This is a genomic window from Streptomyces sp. NPDC030799, from assembly GCF_055572255.1.
Window position 1 is genome coordinate 390,598 of record NZ_JBVIDS010000003.1, and the last position, 20,977, is coordinate 411,574.

18 protein-coding genes are annotated in these 20,977 nt (G+C 70.6%); 14 read left to right on the plus strand and 4 right to left on the minus strand.

The features are described from left to right. Positions 1 to 11 precede the first annotated feature (11 nt). Both ACZ41I_RS09305 and ACZ41I_RS09310 read left to right on the plus strand, forming a co-directional pair. On the plus strand, positions 12 to 755 hold the full coding sequence (locus ACZ41I_RS09305) for an HAD family hydrolase (protein ID WP_399769298.1): 744 nt from the start codon (positions 12 to 14) through the stop codon (positions 753 to 755). Further along, entirely contained in the window at positions 752 to 3,148 is a 2,397-nt protein-coding gene (locus ACZ41I_RS09310) for a glycoside hydrolase family 65 protein (protein WP_468513673.1), read from the plus strand. Before ACZ41I_RS09305 ends, ACZ41I_RS09310 begins: the two co-directional genes overlap by 4 nt. An 81-nt stretch (positions 3,149 to 3,229) precedes the next feature. Here ACZ41I_RS09310 and ACZ41I_RS09315 read toward each other — a convergent pair whose 3' ends face one another. Both ACZ41I_RS09315 and ACZ41I_RS09320 read right to left on the minus strand, forming a co-directional pair. Continuing rightward, positions 3,230 to 3,715: a hypothetical protein gene (locus ACZ41I_RS09315; RefSeq protein WP_468513674.1), complete on the minus strand. Its 486-nt coding sequence runs from the start codon at positions 3,713 to 3,715 to the stop codon at positions 3,230 to 3,232. A gap of 77 nt (positions 3,716 to 3,792) precedes the next feature. Then, positions 3,793 to 5,184: a (2,3-dihydroxybenzoyl)adenylate synthase gene (locus tag ACZ41I_RS09320; protein WP_468513675.1), complete on the minus strand. Its 1,392-nt coding sequence runs from the start codon at positions 5,182 to 5,184 to the stop codon at positions 3,793 to 3,795. Between the two features lie 561 nt (positions 5,185 to 5,745). Here ACZ41I_RS09320 and ACZ41I_RS09325 point away from each other — a divergent pair. The 12 genes from ACZ41I_RS09325 to ACZ41I_RS09380 all read left to right on the plus strand — a co-directional run bounded on the left by ACZ41I_RS09325 (position 5,746) and on the right by ACZ41I_RS09380 (position 18,032). Beyond that, positions 5,746 to 6,813, plus strand: coding sequence for a glucose-1-phosphate thymidylyltransferase (locus tag ACZ41I_RS09325; RefSeq protein ID WP_468513676.1), 1,068 nt, complete (start codon positions 5,746 to 5,748; stop codon positions 6,811 to 6,813). Then, on the plus strand, positions 6,810 to 7,844 hold the full coding sequence (rfbB, locus tag ACZ41I_RS09330) for a dTDP-glucose 4,6-dehydratase (RefSeq protein ID WP_399769305.1): 1,035 nt from the start codon (positions 6,810 to 6,812) through the stop codon (positions 7,842 to 7,844). The genes ACZ41I_RS09325 and rfbB overlap by 4 nt, the downstream gene beginning before the upstream one ends. 38 nt (positions 7,845 to 7,882) lie before the next feature. Further along, positions 7,883 to 8,776: a dTDP-4-dehydrorhamnose reductase gene (gene rfbD, locus ACZ41I_RS09335; RefSeq protein WP_468513677.1), complete on the plus strand. Its 894-nt coding sequence runs from the start codon at positions 7,883 to 7,885 to the stop codon at positions 8,774 to 8,776. After that, positions 8,773 to 9,372 (plus strand): acyltransferase, encoded by a 600-nt coding sequence (locus ACZ41I_RS09340; protein ID WP_468321690.1) that lies wholly within the window; start codon positions 8,773 to 8,775, stop codon positions 9,370 to 9,372. The genes rfbD and ACZ41I_RS09340 overlap by 4 nt, the downstream gene beginning before the upstream one ends. Before the next feature lie 263 nt (positions 9,373 to 9,635). Continuing rightward, positions 9,636 to 10,808 carry a hypothetical protein gene (locus ACZ41I_RS09345; protein WP_468513678.1) on the plus strand — a complete coding sequence of 391 codons (1,173 nt, stop codon included), beginning with the start codon at positions 9,636 to 9,638 and terminating at the stop codon, positions 10,806 to 10,808. Further along, positions 10,805 to 11,575, plus strand: a complete 771-nt coding sequence (locus ACZ41I_RS09350; RefSeq protein ID WP_363218559.1) for a WecB/TagA/CpsF family glycosyltransferase — start codon at positions 10,805 to 10,807, stop codon at positions 11,573 to 11,575. Before ACZ41I_RS09345 ends, ACZ41I_RS09350 begins: the two co-directional genes overlap by 4 nt. Further along, on the plus strand, positions 11,575 to 12,834 hold the full coding sequence (locus tag ACZ41I_RS09355) for a nucleotide sugar dehydrogenase (protein WP_363218558.1): 1,260 nt from the start codon (positions 11,575 to 11,577) through the stop codon (positions 12,832 to 12,834). The genes ACZ41I_RS09350 and ACZ41I_RS09355 overlap by 1 nt, the downstream gene beginning before the upstream one ends. Before the next feature lie 3 nt (positions 12,835 to 12,837). Next, positions 12,838 to 13,953 carry a non-hydrolyzing UDP-N-acetylglucosamine 2-epimerase gene (gene wecB, locus ACZ41I_RS09360; protein WP_468513679.1) on the plus strand — a complete coding sequence of 372 codons (1,116 nt, stop codon included), beginning with the start codon at positions 12,838 to 12,840 and terminating at the stop codon, positions 13,951 to 13,953. 51 nt (positions 13,954 to 14,004) lie between these two features. Next, positions 14,005 to 14,850, plus strand: a complete 846-nt coding sequence (locus ACZ41I_RS09365; protein ID WP_468513680.1) for a YveK family protein — start codon at positions 14,005 to 14,007, stop codon at positions 14,848 to 14,850. Continuing rightward, positions 14,813 to 16,300 (plus strand): oligosaccharide flippase family protein, encoded by a 1,488-nt coding sequence (locus tag ACZ41I_RS09370; protein ID WP_468513681.1) that lies wholly within the window; start codon positions 14,813 to 14,815, stop codon positions 16,298 to 16,300. The genes ACZ41I_RS09365 and ACZ41I_RS09370 overlap by 38 nt, the downstream gene beginning before the upstream one ends. Before the next feature lie 14 nt (positions 16,301 to 16,314). After that, on the plus strand, positions 16,315 to 17,229 hold the full coding sequence (locus ACZ41I_RS09375) for a right-handed parallel beta-helix repeat-containing protein (protein WP_468513682.1): 915 nt from the start codon (positions 16,315 to 16,317) through the stop codon (positions 17,227 to 17,229). 11 nt (positions 17,230 to 17,240) lie between these two features. Further along, the gene (locus tag ACZ41I_RS09380; protein WP_363218553.1) at positions 17,241 to 18,032 is read left to right on the plus strand and encodes a glycosyltransferase family 2 protein; all 792 of its coding nucleotides are present in this window, start codon (positions 17,241 to 17,243) and stop codon (positions 18,030 to 18,032) included. A 3-nt stretch (positions 18,033 to 18,035) separates the two neighbouring features. On the opposite strand, the gene ACZ41I_RS09385 is transcribed toward ACZ41I_RS09380, so the two are convergent. Beyond that, on the minus strand, positions 18,036 to 18,935 hold the full coding sequence (locus tag ACZ41I_RS09385; protein WP_468513683.1) for a glycosyltransferase family 2 protein: 900 nt from the start codon (positions 18,933 to 18,935) through the stop codon (positions 18,036 to 18,038). After that, positions 18,932 to 20,947 (minus strand): O-antigen ligase family protein, encoded by a 2,016-nt coding sequence (locus ACZ41I_RS09390; protein WP_468513684.1) that lies wholly within the window; start codon positions 20,945 to 20,947, stop codon positions 18,932 to 18,934. The genes ACZ41I_RS09385 and ACZ41I_RS09390 overlap by 4 nt, the downstream gene beginning before the upstream one ends. Between the last annotated feature and the right edge of the window lie 30 nt (positions 20,948 to 20,977).

Consider the following 20,977-nt stretch of genomic DNA (forward strand, 5'->3'; position numbering starts at 1 on the left):
GCCTCGGCGGCATGCTGGGGCTTCCTGCTCACGTCCGTGCCTGCCTGTTCGACCTCGACGGGGTGCTCACCCAGACCGCGAAAGTGCACGCGGCCGCCTGGAAGGAGATGTTCGACGACTATCTCCGTGAGCGCGCCGCACGTGAGGGGACCGCGTTCGTGCCCTTCGACGCGGTCGACGACTACGACGAGTACGTGGACGGGCGCCCCCGTGAGGACGGGGTACGCACCTTCCTCGCGGCGCGCGGGGTGCACCTGCCCGAGGGATCGCCGGACGACCCGCCGGAGGCCGAGACCGTGAACGGCCTGGGCAACCGGAAGAACAACCTGGTGCTGCGGCGGATCCGCGAGGACGGGGTGGAGCCCTACGAGGGCTCGGTCCGTTTCGTGCACGCGGTGCGGGAAGCCGGGCTGCGCTGCGCGGTGGTGTCGTCCAGCGCCAACTGCCGGGACGTGCTGGTGGCGGCCGGGATCGAGGGCCTGTTCGACGAGCGGATCGACGGAGTGGTGGCGCACGAGCGTCGGCTGCGCGGCAAGCCCGCTCCGGACACCTATCTGGAGGCGGCGCGCGGGCTGGGCCTGGAACCGGACGAGGCGGCCGTGTTCGAAGACGCCCTGGCCGGCGTGGAGGCGGGCCGGGCGGGAGGGTTCGGCATGGTCGTGGGCGTCGACCGGGTGGGCCAGGCGGAGCAACTGCGGGCGCACGGGGCCGATGTGGTGGTCCGGGACCTGGCCGAGCTTCTGGAGTCGCGGTGATCACGCATCCCAGCTACACGGTCGAGCCGTGGTGCCTGCGCGAGACGGAGCTGAACCTCGACGTGCTCGCCCAGAGCGAATCGGTGTTCGCGCTGTCGAACGGGCACGTCGGGTGGCGTGGGAACCTCGACGAGGGAGAGCCGCACGGACTGCCCGGCGCCTACCTCAACGGCGTCTACGAGCGGCATCCGCTGCCGTACGCGGAAGCGGGCTACGGGTATCCCGAGTCCGGCCAGACGATGATCAACGTCACCGACGGCAAGGTCATCCGGCTGCTCGTCGACGACCACCCGTGCGATCTGCGCTACGGCCGGCTGCTGGCGCACGAGCGGGTCCTGGACTTCCGCTCCGGTGTGCTCAGCCGGACCGCCCGGTGGACCTCGCCCGGCGGCCGTACGGTCAAGATCACCTCACGGCGGCTCGTGTCCTTCACCCAGCGAGCGGTGGCCGCGGTGGTGTACGAGGTGGAGCCCGTCGACGGGCCGACCACGGTGGCCGTACAGTCCGAGCTCGTCGCCAACGAACAGCTGCCCCGCTTCGAGGGCGATCCCCGGGTCGCAGCGGCGACCGGGTCCCCGCTGGTGCCCGAGGAGCACTTCGCGCAGGACACCCGGCTGCGGCTCGTGCACTGCACCGACGTCAGCGCACTGCGGGTGGGAGCGGCGGCCGACCACGTCGTGGAGGGGCCCGAGAGCACGCGCTGGACGGCACAGAGCGAGCCCGACGTCAGCCGGCTGACGGTGACCGCGAACCTGGTGCCCGGACAGCCGCTGCGCCTGGTGAAGTTCGTGGCGTACGGCTGGTCCGGGGAGCGTTCGCTGCCGGCCGTGCACGATCAGGTGGACGGGGCGGTGGCGGCGGCGGTCAGCACCGGCTGGGAGGGACTGGTCGCCGCGCAGCGGGCGTACCTGGAGCGCTTCTGGGCCGGCGCGGACGTCGAGGTGGAGGGCGACGCGCAGATCCAGCAGGCGGTGCGGTTCGCTCTGTTCCATGTGCTCCAGGCAGCGGCCCGCGGCGAGAACCGGGCGATTCCCGCGAAAGGCCTGACCGGAACCGGGTACGACGGGCACTCCTTCTGGGACACCGAGTCCTATGTGCTGCCGGTGCTCACGTTCACCGCGCCGGAGGCCGTCGCCTCGGCGCTGCGCTGGCGGCACCGGACGCTGCCGGCGGCCCGGGAACGTGCGCGCCAACTCGGGCTGGCCGGGGCGACGTTCCCCTGGCGCACCATCGACGGCGCCGAGTGCTCCGCCTACTGGCCCGCTGGGACGGCCGCCTTCCACGTCAACGCCGACATCGCCATGGCCGTCGTGCGGTACGTCATGGTGACCGGAGACGAGGACTTCGAGCGTGCCGAGGGACTCGACCTCCTCGTGAACACCGCGCGGCTGTGGCGTTCCCTCGGTCACCATGACGCGGAAGGCGTCTTCCACATCGACGGGGTGACCGGCCCCGACGAGTACAGCGCGTTCGCCCGGGACAACCTCTACACCAACCTGATGGCCCAGCAGAACCTGCTGGCTGCCGCGGACGTGGCGGTACGCCATCCGGACCGGGCCGCGGAGCTCGGTGTCGACGACGAGGAGGCCGCGGTGTGGCGGGACGCGGCGGCCCGCATGGCACTGCCGTACAACGCGTCTCTCGGCGTCCATGAGCAGTCGGCCGGTTTCACGACCTTCCAGCGCTGGGACTTCGAGGCGACCCCACCCGAGAACTACCCGCTGCTGCTGCACTACCCCTACTTCGACCTGTACCGCAAGCAGGTGGTGAAGCAGGCCGACCTGGTGCTGGCGATAATGGAGTGCCCGCACGTCTTCACCGCGGAGCAGAAGGCACGCAATTTCGCCTACTACGACGCCCTGACCGTGCGCGATTCCTCGCTCTCGGCGTGCTGCCAGGCGGTGCTCGCCGCCGAGACCGGGCATCTGCGGCTCGCCTACGCCTACCTCGGCGAGGCCGCGCTGATGGACCTGGACGACCTTGAGCACAACACCCGTGACGGGCTGCACATCGCCTCCCTCGCCGGAACCTGGATCGCCCTGATCGCAGGGTTCGGGGGGATGCGCCGGTACATCGGTGAGGACGGGAAGCCGGACCGGCTGGCGTTCACACCGCGCTTGCCGGAAGCGCTGTCCAGGGTGGCGTTCACCGTGCTCGTACGCGGACGCAGACTGACGGTGGACATCGGCCGCTCCCGTACGCGGTACAAGCTGGTGGAAGGCGAACCGCTGCTCCTGCTGCACCACGGAGAGCCGACGACCGTGACCGCCGACGAACCGGTCGACCGCCCGACGCCCCCCGTCCGGGCGCGCACCGAGCCACAACAGCCGCCGGGCCGCCGCCCTGTGGGCCTGCCCGTCGGTGAGGAGCCGCGGGCTGAGACACCCGAATGACACGGCGGGGATCATGCCGCGTGCGGGGGACGAGGTGGACGCCGCGCCCCGCGGTGCGCGACATCCGGCCGGCCATGACCGTCATGACGCGTTTCGGTACGACCGGCTGACGCCTCGGGCCGTTGAGGGTGCCGCCGGACGCGGCGTACTCGCCGCCTGATGCGGCGGTGCCGGGTAGGCGTCACTCGTCAGTCTCGCTCCCAGCCAGGTGAGGGAGGCGAAGACGAACAGCCCTTCCACGATCAGGGAAAGGGGGCCGTACGGCGGTTCCCAGCCGGATTCGTAGTAGCCGCCGGGCAGGCCAACGGTGCGCGAGAACAGAAAACCGAAGATCATACCGAGGCTGACCAGGGCTCCGGTCAGCCACGCGGCTGCCGGACGCCTCATGGTCACCAGTACCGCCGCCACGACGAGCATGACGGCGCTGCCCAGGGCGAACAGCAACCCGATGTAGAACTTCTCCTCCAGGTGATCAGGGACGAGGAGGCCGTGCAGCACCACATTGCCGACGGCGCAGCACGCTCCCAGTCCTCTCAGGGTGATGTCGGTGGCAGAGAGGGACTTCATGAAAGAGGTACGCAAACGACGTCGGAAGGGATTGCGACGGACCTGTGCACGGCATGACGCCGGGCCGGCCCTGCCCGTCACAGGCCGGACGGTGCTTCGTGGCCGGTGCGCCGCAGGGCGTCCTTGAGGCGGCCGGTCACCACCAGGTTGCCGGCCGGGGTGCGCCGCGCGAGGAAACCGGTGCGGAAGTAGCCGTCGGGGGTGAAGGCGCGAGCGTTGTGGTCGGATGCCCGGTAATACCCTCGCAGGGTATACGGACCCCGGGCGAGGAGTTCGCCGGGCTCCCCGTCGGGCACGTCCCTGCCGTCGGTGTCGACGATCCGGATCTCGTCGTCGGGCGAGAGCGGCCGGCCCTGCGTGGTGAGTACGGTTTCGTCGGGATCGGCGGGCCGGGTGAGCGCGAGCGGCCCCCCCCCCGCCGGGCCGAAGACCTGCTGCAGGCGACAGTCCAACGCGGGGCCCATCCGTGCGGCGGTCGCCCGGTGCAGGGGTGCGCCGCCGACCTGCACCAGACGCAGGCTGCTCAAGTCGGACCGGATCACGGGGAGTTCGTCGAGCCATAGCCGGGCGACGGCGGGCACCACCGACGTGATGGTGACCCGCTCCCGTTCCACGGCCGGAAGGCATTCGGCGGGTTCCGGGCTCTCGACCAGGACGACGGTGCCGCCGGCGGAGAGGGTGCCGATGATCCCGGGGCAGCCGAAGGTGAGATTGAACTCGGCGGGCAGCGCGGCGAGGTAGACGTCGTTCTCGGTGAGCGACACCAGTTCGGCGGCGGCCCGCGCCTGGTACGCGTAGTCGTTGTGGGTGCGCGGAACGAGCTCGGGCGCCGCGGTGGTGTCGTCGGAGAGCAGGAGGAACGCCACCTGATCGGCGCCCTGCGCAAGCGCCGGCCCGGGCGGGGCGTCGATGGAGTCCAGCGGGAAGTAGTGGCAGCCCGACGGGTCGGTCCTGAGGCCGCCGTACGGGGACGCGGCTCCCGGCGCCTCACGGGTGAACACCCGCCGCAGGAAGGGCCCCCGGGCCGCGATGTCCGCGGCCATCGCCGTGTGGTCGAAGCCCTGGTACGTCGAAGGGCCGACGTAGCCGGCGGCCTCGGTGACCCGCACCAGGTGGGACACCTCGGACGCGCGGTGAGAGACCGGACAGCACACGGGGACCGCGCCGGCGCGCATCAGCGCGAACACGGTGACGACCCACTCGGGCACGTTCGGCAGCTGGACGACGACCCGTTGCCGGGGCCTCAGGCCGCGCAGCCGGAACCCTGCGGCCATCCGGTCCACGCGCCGGTTCAGGTGCGCGTACGTGATGCGGGTACCGCCGTGCACGAGCGCGGTCCGCGGTCCGTGCTGCAGGGCCCAGTCGCGCAGCAGGTTGTCCAGCGTATTGCCACGCCAGTGCCCGGCCGCCCAGTAGCGGTCGACGAACTCCTCGGGCCAGGGCGTACAGCCGTCGAGCATGGATGTCATCCGCTTTCTTCCGCACCGCTGTCCTGACCCTCGCGATCCCATCTGCCGACGCCCCTGTGCACAAGGCGCTTTCCCCACCATGGATGCTCGATTCCCTCGGCGGAAAGTCCAATGAGCGCCGCCGGCCAGGACGTTCCTCCGGTATCCGGTCGACCCCCTGAATCCCGCGTGCCCAGTCGTCGAGGAGCCGCCAGGCGGTGAGGGCGAGCGTGGCCCGTATCAGGCCGGCGGGTTCGGTGAGTTCCACGCCCAGGACCTTGCCGATCTGCTGGAGACGGCGGGCGAGGCTGCTGTGGTGCAGGTGAAACCGGCGCCGATGTCCACGCCGATCACTGGGAGATCCACACCGAGGCGGACGAACTCGTCTGTCCGTCACCATCCCCCGGGGCAGCCGCCTCGAACGGCGGACCACAGCCTCACAGGCCTTGATCGCGGCTTCGGGCCACCGTCGGTTTTCCGCCGGTGGCCCTGAGGTGCCGTTCAGGGCTCACTCACCGAAGGCTGCCCTGCACTGTGCGGAATCCCTCCGTCGGCGAGTCCGGCGAAAGTAGGGTGATACGCATGAAGGCACTTTTGTTGTCTGGTGGCTCAGGTACCCGATTGCGCCCCATAACTTATACATCGGCGAAGCAACTTGTACCGGTCGCGAACAAACCGGTGCTGTTCTACGGTCTGGAGGCGATCGCCGAGGCCGGCATCACCCAGGTCGGGATCATCGTCGGGGACACCGCAGAGGAGATCCGGGAGGCGGTCGGCGACGGTTCCGCGTTCGGTGTCGACGTCACCTACATCCGGCAGGAGGCACCGCTCGGGCTGGCCCACGCGGTGCTGATCGCCCATGAGTTCCTGGGCGAGGACGATTTCGTGATGTACCTCGGCGACAACTTCGTCGTCGGTGGCATCAAGGATCTGGTGGACTCCTTCCGCACCGAGCGGCCGGAGGCACAGATCCTGCTGACGAAGGTGCCGAACCCGCACGCGTTCGGCGTGGCCGAGCTGGACACGGCGGGCCGGGTGATCGGCCTGGAGGAGAAGCCCGCACATCCCAAGAGCGAGCTGGCGCTGGTGGGCGTGTATCTGTTCTCCCCGGCGATCCATGAGGCCGTGCGCGCGATCCAGCCGTCCTGGCGCGGCGAGTTGGAGATCACGCACGCCATCCAGTGGCTGATCGACGCCAGGCGTGACGTGCGGTCCACCACGATCTCCGGGTACTGGAAGGACACCGGGAACGTCACCGACATGCTCGAGGTCAACCGCTCGGTGCTGGAGACCCTGGAGCGCAGGATCGACGGCACGGTCGACGCCGGCAGCGAGATCATCGGCCGGGTGCGCGTCGAGACCGGGGCCAAGGTGACCGGCAGCCGGATCGTGGGCCCGGCGGTCGTCGGCGCGAACACCGTGATCACCGACTCGTACGTCGGCCCCTTCACCTCGATATCCGACGACTGCCGGATCGAGGACAGCGAGATCGAGTACTCCATCGTGCTGCGCGACTCCTCGCTGAGCGGCGTCCGGCGGGTGGAGGCCTCCCTCATCGGCCGCAATGTCCAGGTCACTCCCGCGACCCGCAAGCCTGCCGCTCACCGTTTCGTCCTCGGTGACCACAGCAAAGTGCAGATCTCGTCATGACGGCCTCTTCCTCTCCCGACGGCCCGACCCGGATTCTGGTGACCGGCGGTGCCGGTTTCATCGGCTCGCACTACGTCCGCACGCTCCTCGGTCCGGCCGGCCCGGGTGATGTGACGGTCACGGTGCTGGACAAGCTCACCTACGCGGGTAATCCGGCCAACCTCGACGAGGTGCGCGGCCACCCGGGATTCGCCTTCGTCCAGGGCGACATCTGTGACGGCGCGCTGGTCGACGAGTTGCTCGCCGCCCACGACCAGGTGGTCCACTTCGCCGCCGAGTCGCATGTGGACCGCTCGATCCTGGGCGCCGCCGAGTTCGTCCGGACCAACGTGGTGGGCACCCAGACGCTGCTGGAGGCGGCGCTGCGCCACGAAAGACACACTGGACGCCGAAGACCGAGGACCTTCGTGCACATCTCCACCGACGAGGTGTACGGCTCCATCGACTCCGGCTCCTGGCCGGAGACGGACCCGCTGCGCCCCAACTCCCCGTACGCCGCCTCCAAGGCGTCGGCCGACCTGATCGCCCTCGCCCACCACCGTACCCACGGCCTCGACGTGCGGGTGACCCGCTGCTCCAACAACTACGGGCACCACCACTTCCCCGAGAAGGTCATCCCGCTGTTCGTCACGAACCTGCTGGACGGCGGGAAGGTCCCGCTGTACGGCGACGGCGGCAACGTCCGCGACTGGCTGCACATCGACGACCACGTCCAGGGCATCGAGCTGGTGCGCACGAAGGGGCGCGCCGGTGAGGTCTACAACATCGGCGGCGGTACCGAGTTGTCCAACAAGGAGCTGACCGCTCTGCTGCTGGAGGCCTGCGGCGCGGACTGGCACACGAGTGTCGAGTACGTCCCCGACCGCAAGGGACACGACCGCCGCTACTCGGTGGACTGCAGCAAGGCACGTGCGGAGCTGGGCTACGAGCCCCGCAAGGACTTCGCCATCGGCCTTGCCGAAACGGTCACTTGGTACCGCGAGAACCGCTCCTGGTGGGAGCCGCTGAAGGAACGCGCGGCGCTCCGATAGATCTGCCCCGGCCACCTTCGGACGACAAACAGGGGACCATGACCACCACTTGGCTGATCACCGGCGCCGCCGGCATGCTCGGGCGGGATCTTCTGGCACGGCTCCACCGGGACGGCGAGGACGCCGTCGGCCTCGCCCGTGGCCATCTCGACATCACGGACGCGGATGCGGTGCACGGCACCGTCGACGCGCAGCGGCCCCGGATCGTGGTCAACTGCGCCGCCTGGACGGCCGTCGACGACGCCGAGGCGCGCGAGGCGGACGCCCTGCGGGTCAACGGTGACGGGCCCCGGCACCTCGCCGAGGCGTGCGCGAAGATCGGGGCGAGGCTGATCCAGGTCTCGACGGACTATGTCTTCGCGGGCGACGGCACCAGTCCGTACGCCGAGAACGCCCCTACGGCACCGCGCAGCGCGTACGGACGCACCAAGCTGGCGGGGGAACAGGCGGTGCTGACGGAACTCCCGGACGCGGGGTACGTCGTGCGGACGGCCTGGCTGTACGGGGCGGGGGGCGGGAATTTCATCGACACGATGATCGGGCTGGAGTCGGTGAGGGAAACCGTCGACGTGGTCGACGACCAGCACGGACAGCCCACCTGGACGGTGGACCTCGCGGACCGGATGGTGCGGCTGGGGCGGGCCGCCCTCGCCGGCAGCGCGCCCGCCGGGATCTACCACGGCACCAGCGGTGGGGAGACGACCTGGTTCGGCCTGGCCCGGGAGATCTTCCGGCTGCTCGGCGCGGACCACGGACGGGTGCGGCCGACCACCAGCACCGCCTTCGTGCGGCCCGCCCCCCGCCCCGCGTACAGCGTCCTGGGGCACGGCCTCTGGCACCAGGCAGGAATGGAACCGATCCGTCCCTGGCGGGAGGCGCTGCAGGCGGCGTTTCCTGCTCTGCTCGACGAGAAGAAAGGTTCAACCCGGTGAACTTCAGGATCCAGCCGACCGCCCAGGTCGACGAGACGGCCACGATCGGTGACGGGACGACGGTCTGGGACCTGGCCCAGGTACGGGAGGACGCCCGGCTGGGCAGCGGGTGCATCGTGGGCCGGGGAGCGTACGTCGGTCCGGGAGTGCGGATCGGCGCCCATGTGAAGCTCCAGAACTACGCGTTGGTCTACGAACCCGCGGTGCTCGGAGACGGGGTGTTCGTCGGCCCGGCGGCGGTGCTCACCAATGACCACTTCCCCCGGTCGGTGGACCCGCGGGGCCGGCTGAAGCGCGGCGGCGACTGGGAGGCCGTGGCAGTGGTGGTGGGTGAGGGGGCGTCGCTGGGGGCGCGTTCGGTGTGTGTGGCGCCGGTACGGGTCGGTCGTTGGGCGCTGGTCGCGGCGGGTGCCGTGGTGACCCGGGACGTGCCGGACTTCGCGCTCGTGGCGGGCGTACCGGCACGCCGGATCGGCTGGGTCGGCCGGGCCGGTGTCCGGCTGGTGGAGCGGGAGGGCGAGCCGGGCGGATGGCAGTGCCCCGAGACGGGCGCGCTGTACGACGAGAAGGACGGCGGACTCGTCGAGCGCGCGTGACTGCCGATTCTGCCAAAACACCGACCCTCGAACACATGCAGGCATAACATGTGTGCGAACTGTGCAGACCGGGCACAGTGAGCACACACGCCAGTGCCCAGGGGGGTTACCGGGTGGGGACACCTGTGTCCGAAACGAGGAGCGACGACCGCTCCGACGCCTGACGTCTGGCGCGCCTTTCTTCCGCCGTGCGGCCGTTCACGCCACGGCGCTCACAAGTCTGCGCACAAGGGGACCCACAGGGGGGTTGGTGTGTCCGAACGATGACCATCACACGTCTGGCGGCGCTCGGTCGTGAGGAGCCGAAGCTGCTCGCCCTCGCCCAACGACTGCTCGCAGTCGCCGAGTCGGGCCTTCCGTCGATGCTGCTCCCCGGGGGAGAGGCCTTCGCCTTCACCCTGGCCGGGCGGCAGGCACCCGACGGATCCTGGACCCTGGAACGGCGCGGCACCAGCACCCGGTACGCGGCCATCACCGCCCTGGGGGCCCGGTTCCTGCCCGAGGACCGCCAGCGCGCGGTGCTCGGCGGGCGTACCGCACAGGAGTTCACCGGCCTGCTGGTGGAATCGCTGCCCGCGGTGACCAACCTCGGCGACGCGGCGCTGATCGCCTGGGCCGCCGCCGAGACCGGGCACCCCAAACTGTCGGACGCCGTCGCTCGGGTCGAAGCCCTGGACGAGGACGGCCGGCCGCAGTACACCGTCGAGGCGGCGTGGGTGCTGTCCGCCCTCGCGGCGGCTCGTGGCACGGTCGATGTGGAGAGACGTTTCTCCGCAGCCCGTGACCGTCTGCTGCGGGCCCGGATCGGGGACAGCCCGCTGTTCCCGCACGCCACCGGGCCCGGCCTGCTGCCCTGGTACCGGGCGCACGTGGGCTGCTTCGCCGACCAGACCTATCCGCTTCAGGCCCTGGCCCGCGCACACGCCAGCGGTGACGGAGACGGTGATCCGCAGGCGCTGGCCGCGGCCGAGGCCTGCGCGGCGCGGATCTGCGCCCTGCAGGGCGACGGCGGGCAGTGGTGGTGGCACTACGACGCCCGCACCGGTGGTGTCGTGGAGGGCTACCCGGTCTACAGCGTCCATCAGCACGCCATGGCGCCGACCGCCCTGTTCGATCTCGCCGACGCCGGCGGCACCGACTTCGGCGCGTCGGTCCGGACGGGCCTCGCCTGGATGACGGACGTGCCCGAACTGGCCGAACACCCGGAGCGGAAGGAGCCGTTGATCCTCGACGAGCTCGGCGCCACCTGGCGCAAGGTCTACCGGGGCGATCCGAAGAAGGCCGTACGCGCCGCCCGGGGACTCGGCACCCGGATCGCTCCCAGCCTCCGGCTGAAACCCCTGGACCGGGTGTACCGCCCCCTGTCCGTGGACCGCGAATGCCGGCCCTACGAATTCGGCTGGATGCTCTACGCCTGGCAGGGAGGCCGGATATGACCGCGCGTCAGTCCCTGTTCGGGGTCGAGCTGGACCCGCTGACCATGGACGAGACCGTACAGCGCTGCCTGGAGGCGGTGCGGGACGGCAGACAGCTGGAGATCGGCGTGGTCAACGCCGCGAAGCTGGTGAACATGCGGCGCGACCCGCGGCTCGCCCAGGCCGTGGCCGGCTGCGATCTGGTCCTCGCCGACGGGCAGGCCGTGGTCTGGGCCGGCCGGGTACTGCGTGCGCCATTACCGGAACGGGTGGCCGGTATCGATCTGTTCCTGCGGCTGCTGGCCGAGGCGGAATCGGCAGGCGTGTCCGTGTACTTCCTCGGCGCCAAGCAGGAGGTACTGGAGCGGATGCTGCGCCGGGTGGCCGACCGCTTCCCCCGGCTGAAGGTGGCCGGCAGCCGCAACGGCTACTTCGACGACTCCGAGCAGGAAGCCATAGCCGGCGCCATCGCCCGCAGCGGCGCCCGAATGCTGTTCCTCGGCATGACCTCGCCGAAGAAGGAGATCTTCACCGCCGCCTACGGCGCACGCACCGGCGCCCGCGTCGTCCACGGAGTCGGCGGCTCCTTCGACATCCTGGCCGGTGTCACCAGACGGGCCCCCGCATCGTGGCAGCGGTGGGGACTCGAGTGGCTCTACCGCGCGCTGCAGGAGCCGCGCCGCCTGGGCCGGCGCTATCTCACCACCAATGCTGCCTTCGTCCTCATGACGGCGCGCGAGTTCATCCGGCTCACCCCGCCGCCCGCTTCCGCGAACAGGAGTCACTGATGCGCGTCGTCGTGGTCGGACAGGGATATGTCGGCCTGCCACTGGCCATCCGCGCCGCCGAGGTCGGACACGAGGTGATCGGCTACGACGTCGACTCCCGGCGGATCAAGAGCCTCGCCGCCGGTGAGTCCTTCGTCGAGGACGTCTCCTCCGAGCGGATCCGCGCGGCACTGGACAACGGTGCCTACCGTCCGAGCGAATCGGCCCGCGACTGCGGCGGTTTCGACGTCGCGGTCGTCACCGTCCCCACCCCGTTGCACGAGGGCACTCCCGACCTGCGTTACATCAAGGAGTCGGCGGTCACCCTCGCCCGCTACCTGCGCCCCGGAGCCACCGTCGTCCTGGAGTCGACCACCTATCCCGGCACCACCCAGGAGCTGTTCGCTCCGATCCTGGAGGAGGGCTCGGGCCTCACCGCCGGTGCGGACTTCCACCTCGGTTACAGCCCGGAGCGGATCGACCCGGGAAACGCCGTCTGGGGCTTCCAGCAGACCCCGAAAGTCGTGTCCGGGGTCAACGAACCGTCCCTCAAAGCCGTTCAGGACTTCTACGCCCAACTCGTCGACACCACCGTCCCGGTGAGCTCGCCCAAGGAGGCCGAGCTCGCCAAACTGCTGGAGAACACCTTCCGCCATGTGAACATCGCCCTGGTCAACGAGATCGCGATGTTCGCCCACCACCTGGACATCGACGTCTGGCAGGCCATCGACGCCGCCGCCACCAAGCCCTTCGGGTTCATGAGGTTCACACCCGGACCCGGTGTCGGCGGCCACTGCCTGCCCATCGACCCCTCGTACCTGTCCTGGCGGGTGCAGCGCGAACTCGGGCAGAGCTTCCGCTTCGTGGAACTGGCCAACGACATCAACAACCACATGCCCGAGTACGTGGCGCGCCGTATCAGCGACCTGTTCAACGAAAGACGTCGTTCCGTGAACGGCTCGCGCATCCTGCTGCTCGGTCTGGCGTACAAGAAGAACACCGGCGACGCCCGCGAGTCGCCCGCCCTGCGCATCTCCCACCTGTTGCTCGACATGGGGGCCCAGGTCAGGGCGGCCGACCCGCACGTCGTCGAGAGTCTGCCGATGGACAGCCGGCTGGTGCGGGTCGAGCCGGTGCCTCAGGAGCTGGCGGCGGCCGATGTGGTGGTCCTGCTCACCGACCACGACAGCTTCGACTACGAACTCGTCGCGGAACACGCCCCCTTCGTCCTCGACTGCCGTCGGCGGCTGCCGGCCGGACCCACGATCGAGGTGCTCTGAGCCATGCCGCGCATCGTCTGTGTCGCCGGGGCACGCCCCAACTACATGAAGATCAAACCGGTGATGGACGCCCTGGAACGCCGGGGCGCCGAGGTGGTCCTCGTGCACACCGGTCAGCACTACGACCCGGCCATGAACGACGTGTTCTTCGCCGACCTCGGCATCCGGCCGCCCGACCGCTTCCTGGGGGTCGGCTCCGGCACCCACGCCGAGCAGACCGGACGCGTGATGACCGCGTTCGAGCCCCTTCTCGGCGAGGTGTGCCCGGACATCGTCGTGGTGGTCGGCGACATCAACTCCACTCTGGCCTGCGCCCTGGTCACCGCCAAGGCCGGGCCGCTGCTGGCGCACGTCGAGGCCGGCCTGCGCAGCCGCGACTGGAGCATGCCGGAGGAGGTCAACCGCGTCGCCACCGACCGCGTCAGCGACTACCTGCTGGCCCCCTCACCCGACGCCGTCGAGAACCTGCGGGCGGAGGGCTACCGGAACGACCAGATCCACCTGGTCGGCAACGTCATGATCGACACCCTGCTGGCCAACCTGGAACGGGCCAGGGCCTCGGGCATTCTCCGCCGGTACGGCCTGAGCAGAGGGGAGTTCGGCCTGGTCACGCTGCACCGCCCTGCCAACGTGGACGATCCCGAGGTCCTCGCCGGGCTGCTGAAGGCCCTCGGTGAGATCGCCGGCCGCTGCCCGCTGCTGCTGCCCGTGCACCCGCGCGCGGCCGGACGGCTGGCCGACATCGGCGTCCCCGCAGGCATCCGGCTCGTGCCCCCCGCCGGATACCTGGACTTCATCGCCCTGCAGGACTCCGCCCGCCTCGTGCTGACCGATTCCGGCGGCATTCAGGAGGAGACCACCGCGCTGGGCGTGCCGTGCGTGACCCTGCGGGAGAACACCGAGCGGCCGATCACCGTCGAGCAGGGCACCAATGTGCTGGCCGGCCGCGACCCGGCGCGCATCGTCTCCACCGTGCACAGGGTGCTGGACGATCCGCCCGCACCGCGCCGGCCCGAACTGTGGGACGGGCGCGCGAGCGACCGCATCGCCGACGTGCTGATGGAGGGAGGCACCGCGAGCACACGGCCGAGGCCGACCGACCGAACCTTCCCCAAATGATCCGCTTGCCGCATATGCTCGTCGAACGTCGGGTCGCGAGGGGGGACCGCCATGGATCTCGCTGAGATCTTCCGGGTCATGCGCAGGCGCTGGCGCGTCCTGCTGCCCGGACTGCTGCTGACCGCCGGACTGACGGTCGCCGTGTACCTGCTGGTTCCGGTGACCTACCAGTCGCAGAGCACGGTGGTCCTCCTGAACTCCCAGAAGGCCACGGTGGCCTACGACGGCAACCCCTTCCTCAGCACCCAGACCTCGCTCACCGGCATGGCCGACGGCCTGGCCCGCAATCTCAATTCCGACGACTCCGTGCGGGAGCTCAAGTCCCGTGGCGCCACGGGGACGTTCGAGGCCAAGCTCGCCGACAACGCCCAGGGGCCGCTCATGTGGCTCACGGTCACCGGCACCGACAAGACCGACGTGCTGGCCTCGGACCGCATCCTGACCGCGTATGCCGGACAACGGCTGGAGCAGTTCCAGAAACAGCAGTCGGTGGCCCCGAAGGCCATGATCCGTATGACGACCGTCGTGGCCCCCCAGAACCCGGTGGCGCAGACCAAGACCCGGCTCGAATACCTGGTCATGGCCGGGTTCCTGGGACTGGTGCTGAGCCTGGTCGCCGTCTTCTACGTGGAGGCCCGCCGCCGGCCGCGCGCGCCGGCGCAGCCGGACGAGCCTGCGCGACCGGTCACCGCCCCCACGTCCGCGACCGGAGAACCGGCGACGGACGAGACGGTGGCCCTCCGGCCGCCGCCCACCTGGTCGCGGTCCGCCGAGACCACGGCCGCCGCGGAGCCGAGGGCCGGACGGCCCGCCATGGCCGTGGCACCCGCCGCCGAGCCGCTCGACGAGGAGTCGACTCATGGACAGCGTTCGCACACCGGACAGCGGGACCGCTGAGCCGAGCGACACCCCCGCTCCCGCTTCCCTCGGCCGCAAGGTCCGCTCCGCGGCCCGCTGGAGCCTGATCAACACCGTCGTCATGCGCCTCGGCAACTTCGCCACCGGCATCCTGCTGGCGCGCTTCGCCCTCGGGCCCGCTCAGTGGGGCGTCTACGGCATCGCCCAGACCGTGCTCCTGGTCCTCCTCTCCGCCAACGAACTCGGCGTCAGCCTGGCCATCGTCCGCTGGGACGGCGATCCCCGCCGCTTCGCGCCGACGGTACTGACGCTGGCCACCGCGTCCAGCGGCCTGCTGTACGCCGCCCTGTTCGTCTCGGCACCGACGGTGGCAGGGCTGCTCGACTCGCCCGGAGCCGCGGGCGTACTGCGGGTGATGTGCCTGTGCCTGGTGATCGACGGGGTGGCCCAGGTGCCCGCCGGCTTCCTGACCCGGGAGTTCGCCCAGGGCAGGCGGATGGTCATCGATGCGCTCAACTTCCTCATCAGCACCTCCGTGACCCTGGTGCTGGCCTTCGCGGGCTGGGGCGCGATGAGCTTCGCCTGGGGCGCGGTCGCGGGCAACGTCGCCGCCCTCGCCGGCTGCGCCCTGGCCGCCCCCGGTACCCTGCGGTTCGGCTGGGATCCCGAACAGGCCCGGGCGCTGCTGAGGTTCGGGCTGCCGCTGGCCGGCGCGAGCCTCCTCGCCCTCGCCGTCGTCAATGTGGACACCCTGGTCGTCGGCTCCACCCTCGGTCAGGTCTCCCTCGGCTTCTACGTCCTGGCGTTCAACATGTCCGGCTGGCCGGTGCGCATCATCTCCGAGGCGGCCCGGCGTGTCTCCTTCGCCGGCTTCTCGCGCCTCGCCGGCTCCCCGCAGGCCCTCGCCCGGGGCTTCAGCCGCGCCCTGGGCGTGCTGGTCACCGGCACCGTCCCGCTGTGCGTGCTGCTCGGCAGCCTCGCCGCGCCGGTCGTGCACCTCGTGTACGGCGGCACGTGGGTGCCCGCCGCCGATGCGCTGCCCTGGCTGATGGCCCTCGGCCTGATCCGCATCGGCTGCGAACTCGCCTACGACTGCCTCGTCGCCACCGAGCAACGGCGCGCCCTCCTGCTCGTCCAGGGCCTGTGGGTCGTGGCCCTCGTCCCCGTCCTCCTCGTCGGCGCGCGCCTCGGCGGCATCGTCGGCGTCTCCCAGGGCCATGTCCTGGTCGCCGCCTGTCTCGTCGTACCCGCCTTCCTCTACGCCCTGGGCCGGGCCGGGATCGGCCTCGCCCACATCGCCGCAGCCTGCGCCTGGCCCTTGCTCGGGGGGACCGTGATGACCCTGCTGATCCTCGCCGCGAAGCGGTTCCTCGGCGACGGCACCCCCGCCCTCCTCCTCATCGGCACAGCGGCCCTGGCCTGTTACGCGGTGTGTGTCCTGCCCGGCCGCCGCCTGCTCCTCGGCTCCCGGGCACCGGAGACCGTATGACCAGGATCCGCCGCATGGCCGCCCTTGTGACGCTCGCGCTGGCGACCGCCTGCGCCGGCGGAGCGGGCCACACCGCCGAAGACGGAACCAACGGCACCGCTCACGCCACCAGCGGGAGCCCCCGGACAGCCGGCTTCCCCGATGCCCGCAGCACCGGCCCCCGCGTCCCCCTCACGCCGCACTCCACCGGGAACATGACCGTCAGGACGGACGGGACCGTCATCAGAGGGTGGGACATCACCGGCTCACTCGACATCTACGCGGACAACGTGACGATCGTCGACACCAGGATCACCTCCACGAACTGGTGGGGGGTCAACCTGCGCCCCGGTCACAGCGGACTGAAGATCCTCCACACCACCATCACCGCCGTCCCCGGCAAGGGTCCCGACAACGGCGGGGTGGACTACGCCGTGTCGAACATGGGCGGCAGTTCCATCGAGGTCGGCTGGAGCGACATCTCCGTCTTCGGCAACGCCCTGTCCATGGGCCAGGGCTATATCCACGACTCCTACGTCCACGACCTCGTCCCCTTCCGCAACGCCGGTGGCGAGTGGCAGCACACCGACGCGGTGATCAGCGGCGGCAGCAACAAGGGCCGGCTGATCATCCGTCACAACACCCTGCTCAATCCCGTCGCCGTCGACCGGGGAGCCTCCGCCAGCCTGGGTCTGTTCGCCGACTCCGGGCCCGTCTCCGATACGGTCATCGACCACAACCTGCTGGCCGGTGGCGCGTACTGCCTCTACGGGGGTGGCGACGGCGCCACCGGGATCGAGGTCACGGACAACGTCTTCTCCACCCGCTACCACCGCAACTGCGGTGTCTACGGAGCCGTCACCGCCTGGAACGCCGGCGGTACCGGCAACGTCTGGCGCGGCAACCGGTTCTCCCACGGCACCCCGATCACCCCCGAGCCGGCCGGCTGAGGAAGAGGATCATGCGACGCATCGCCCGCGCTCCCTGGGAGCTCCTCAAGCGCGCCTTCGGCTGGCTCGTCCTGTTCGAGCTGCGCAACAAGGTCCTCCTCTTTCCCTCCGCGGTGCGGCTGCGCCGCTTCGAAACCGCCGAGGCCCGCAGGCTCGCGGCTGCCGCCGCGCCGCTGCCCTGCGCCCTGGTCGCCACGGTCATCGCCACCCACCGCCGACCCGACGAGCTGCGGGCGGCCGTCCGTTCGGCCCTGGCGCAGACCGTCCGCGACCAGGTCGTGGTGGTCGTCGACGACGGTGCCGGGCTCCCCGAACTGCCGGATGATCCACGCCTGTTCGCGGTCTCGCTGGCGCGCAACACGGGCGTTGCCGGCGTCGTGCGCAATGTGGGCATCCGCCTCAGCCGCTCGCGGTACGTGGCCTTCCTCGACGACGACAACCTGTGGGAGCCCGACCATCTGGAACAGGCGCTGGCGGTTCTGGAGTCCCCCCACGGGCCCGACGGCGTCTACACGGCGCTGCGCCGCGTCCTGCCGGACGGGACCGAGCGGGACATCCTGTCCGTGCCGTTCGACCGCCGCAGGGCGGCCCGGGAGTCCTTCCTGGACACCAACGCGTTCGTCGCGCGGCGGGACGGTTCGCTGCACTTCAGCCGGCTGCGGCGGACGCCGGAGGTGCTTCCGCGGGAGGACTGGGAGCTCGTCCACCGGTACAGCCGCGGTCACAGTGTGCGGCACGTGCCGCGGGCGACCGTGCGGTATCTGGTGAACCCGGGGAGTTTCTACACGTCGTGGGCCGACTGAGCGTCACGGTGCCGGTGTGGCCCGCAGCGCGCCCGGCTTGAGCAGGGCGGCTGCCGCCGCGCGGCTGGCCCTCCTGCCGAGAGCCGCTCGCGACGCCTCGCGCAGGAACACGGCTCCTCGGAAGCATGCCGTTGAGACGGCCCCGTGGCGCCGCCCGTAGAGGCGCACGCGATTGAGCGTCAGCAGAGTCCAGAGCCGGGGCGAGACCTGGGAGTCGCCGCCGAGATGGACGGCCTCGGCTGTCGGTTCCAGCTGCGTGGCGTATCCACGGTCCCGGGCGCGCAGGCAGTACTCGGTCTCCTCCGAGTAGAGGAAGAAGGACTCGTCCCAGGGACCGCAGGCGGCCAGGCAGTCCGCGGCGACGGCCATGAGCGCGCCGGTCGCCCAGTCCGCGCGCGTGGGCCGTCGGTAGGCGGCGGGGTCGGTGACGAGTTCGCTCCAGTGCGGGAAGCGCCCGGCCCGGCGGTTTCCGATGACGGCCTCGCCGAGGGCCCGGGACACGCTCGGCTCCCGGCGCAGTGAGTAATGGGGCGAGTCCCGGCCGTCTTCGTACAGGAGGGGCACGGCGATCCCCACGCCGTCGCCGAGACTGTCCACGAGACGTCGGGCGCAGCCCCGCCGCATCCGGATGTCGGGGTTGCAGATGAGTACGGCCCTGTACGCACCGGCGGCGCCCAGCGCAGCGTTGATGCCTGCGGCGTACCCGGCGTTGCGGCCGGTCTGGACGACGGTCGCGTCGGGGGCCAGCGCACGGAGCACCTCGACGGTGTCGTCGGCGGAGTCGTTGTCGGCGACGACGAGCCGCCAGTCGAGACCGGCCATGCCGTCCCCGAGTGCGGCGAGGAACCCGGGGAGCACCGGGGCGCTGTTCCAGGTGACGACGATGACGGCGACAGGGCTCAACGGGACTCCATGAGGTGGGGAAGTCGGTCTTCGGAGGCGGCGCGCGGGGCCGGGACGGCGGCGGTTGCCGCCTCGCGCCGGACGAAGCCCAGACAGCTGCACCCCGCCCCCAGCATCAGGAAGAACATCCCGGCGAACATCGGGAAGCTCAGTGAGTCGAAGGTGGCGCTGATGACCAGGGCGACCACCGACGAGGCGAAGAACGCCTGTCCCAGTTCGCGGTCGGACTCGGTGCGGGCCAGCCGCCGGAGGGCGCCGCCGTGGTGGATTCCGGTGACGAACAGGACGAGCAGGGCGACGAGCCCGAGCACGCCCGTCTCGGCCAGGGTCAGCATGTACTGGTTGTCGGTGAAGAAGTACAGGTCCGGGGTGAAGGTGCCGAAGCCCCGCCCGAACAGCGGATGCTCCTGCAGATAGGGCCCGATCGCGCTGTACTTGACCGTCCGGGCCTGGGTGCTGCTGTCGGAGTTGGACAGGAACGACGCGAACAGGCCCGTGATCGTGCCGATCAGCCCGGGGACGAGCACCTTGAAGACGGCCACGGAGGCCGTCATCACACCGATCGCGGCCCACCGTCGGGCCGGCTTCCAGCGCGGCACCATCACCAGGGCGACCAGCAGCAGGCCGATGATCGAGGTCCGCGACACGGTCAGCGGCAGCGCACCGGCCATGAGCACCACCGGTGCCCAGCGGCGCAGCACATGGCGGTGACGGCGTACCGGATCGAAGGCCTGCTGGACGGCGAAGGGCAGGAGGATCGCCAGCATGCCGGCGAACTCCAGCGGCTGGGCCGTGGTGGCCCGGGGCCGGGTGAAGGCGCCGCGGTCCATGACGCTCACCTGCGCCACGCTGGTCTGGAGCCCGGGGATGTGGAGGGAGTCGGCGATGTTGGTGGCCGCGAAGAAGTCGTAGAAGCCGATCGCGGCGACGACGGACCCCATGACCACCACCCGGCGCAGCAACACGTCGAGCCGTGCGCGGTCCTGCACCCCCGCCGAGGTCAGGACGACCAGCGACACCCACACCAGGAACCCGATGAGCCCGCGGTCGGCCCCGAGGACCTCCTCGTGGGAGCTCTCGCGCATCGCGTCGGCGACATACGCCGCGAGGACGGCCAGCCCGAGCACGCACATCGCGACCCGTGCGAGCCTGGTGCCCGGTGCGGGAAGGACACGGCCGCCGAGCCAGGTCGCCAGGTACCAGAGCAGTCCGAGCAGGGCGAAGACGTTGGCCGGCGTGCCGACGCCGCCGAGCGCGGGCAGGGCCAGGTTCGACGGGATGAAGAAGGCGAGCGCCAAGTAGACGGTGAGGATCGCGGTGGCGTCCACCCGTCGGCTCAGCGGTCCTGCTCGTACCCGCTTGGGGGTGCGGGTCTCCTGCTGTCGTGCGGTGCCCTGCCGCCGGCGGCGGACCACCGCGACGCCCTCCATCAGGATCGACAGCAAAAACGCGCTGACGACGCCCAGGATGACGACAGCAGCGACGTCCTGGTAGCGGCTCTTCGACTTGGCCACCGGGGTCTGCGGCAGCACGACGGGGGCGGTCTGCACGAGATACGCGGGCGGGACCTTGGCGGCGGCCTGCAGGGCATCGAGTTGCTCGCCGGCGAAGGTGGTCAGGGTGCTGGTCTCCTTGAGCACCTTCGCCCGGTCGGTCCCGGTGACGCTGAGCACGAGCAGTGGGCTGTCGCTCTGCGGCGCGAAGCCGGCGGTGTACGGGTCCGTGACGCCCCTGCTGTGCAACTCCTTGGCGGCGTCGTTCGATTCGAGGGTCCTGATCAGCACGTCGGCCGTGACGATGAGCGAACCGCCCGCGTTCGAGATGGGGTTGCCGAAGGTGGGGGCCAGCCGGGCGACGGCCGAGGAGTCCAGCAGGGCGACCGAGCTCTGCGACTGGTAGGAGACGGGGACGGTCACATACAGATACGCGCCGCCGAGCAGGCTGAGCAGGGTGAAGGGCACCATGAAATACCAACGTCTGCGCAGAATGGCCCATATCTCATCGAGATTCATGAACCATCCCCCCATTCGATGGCGTCCCAC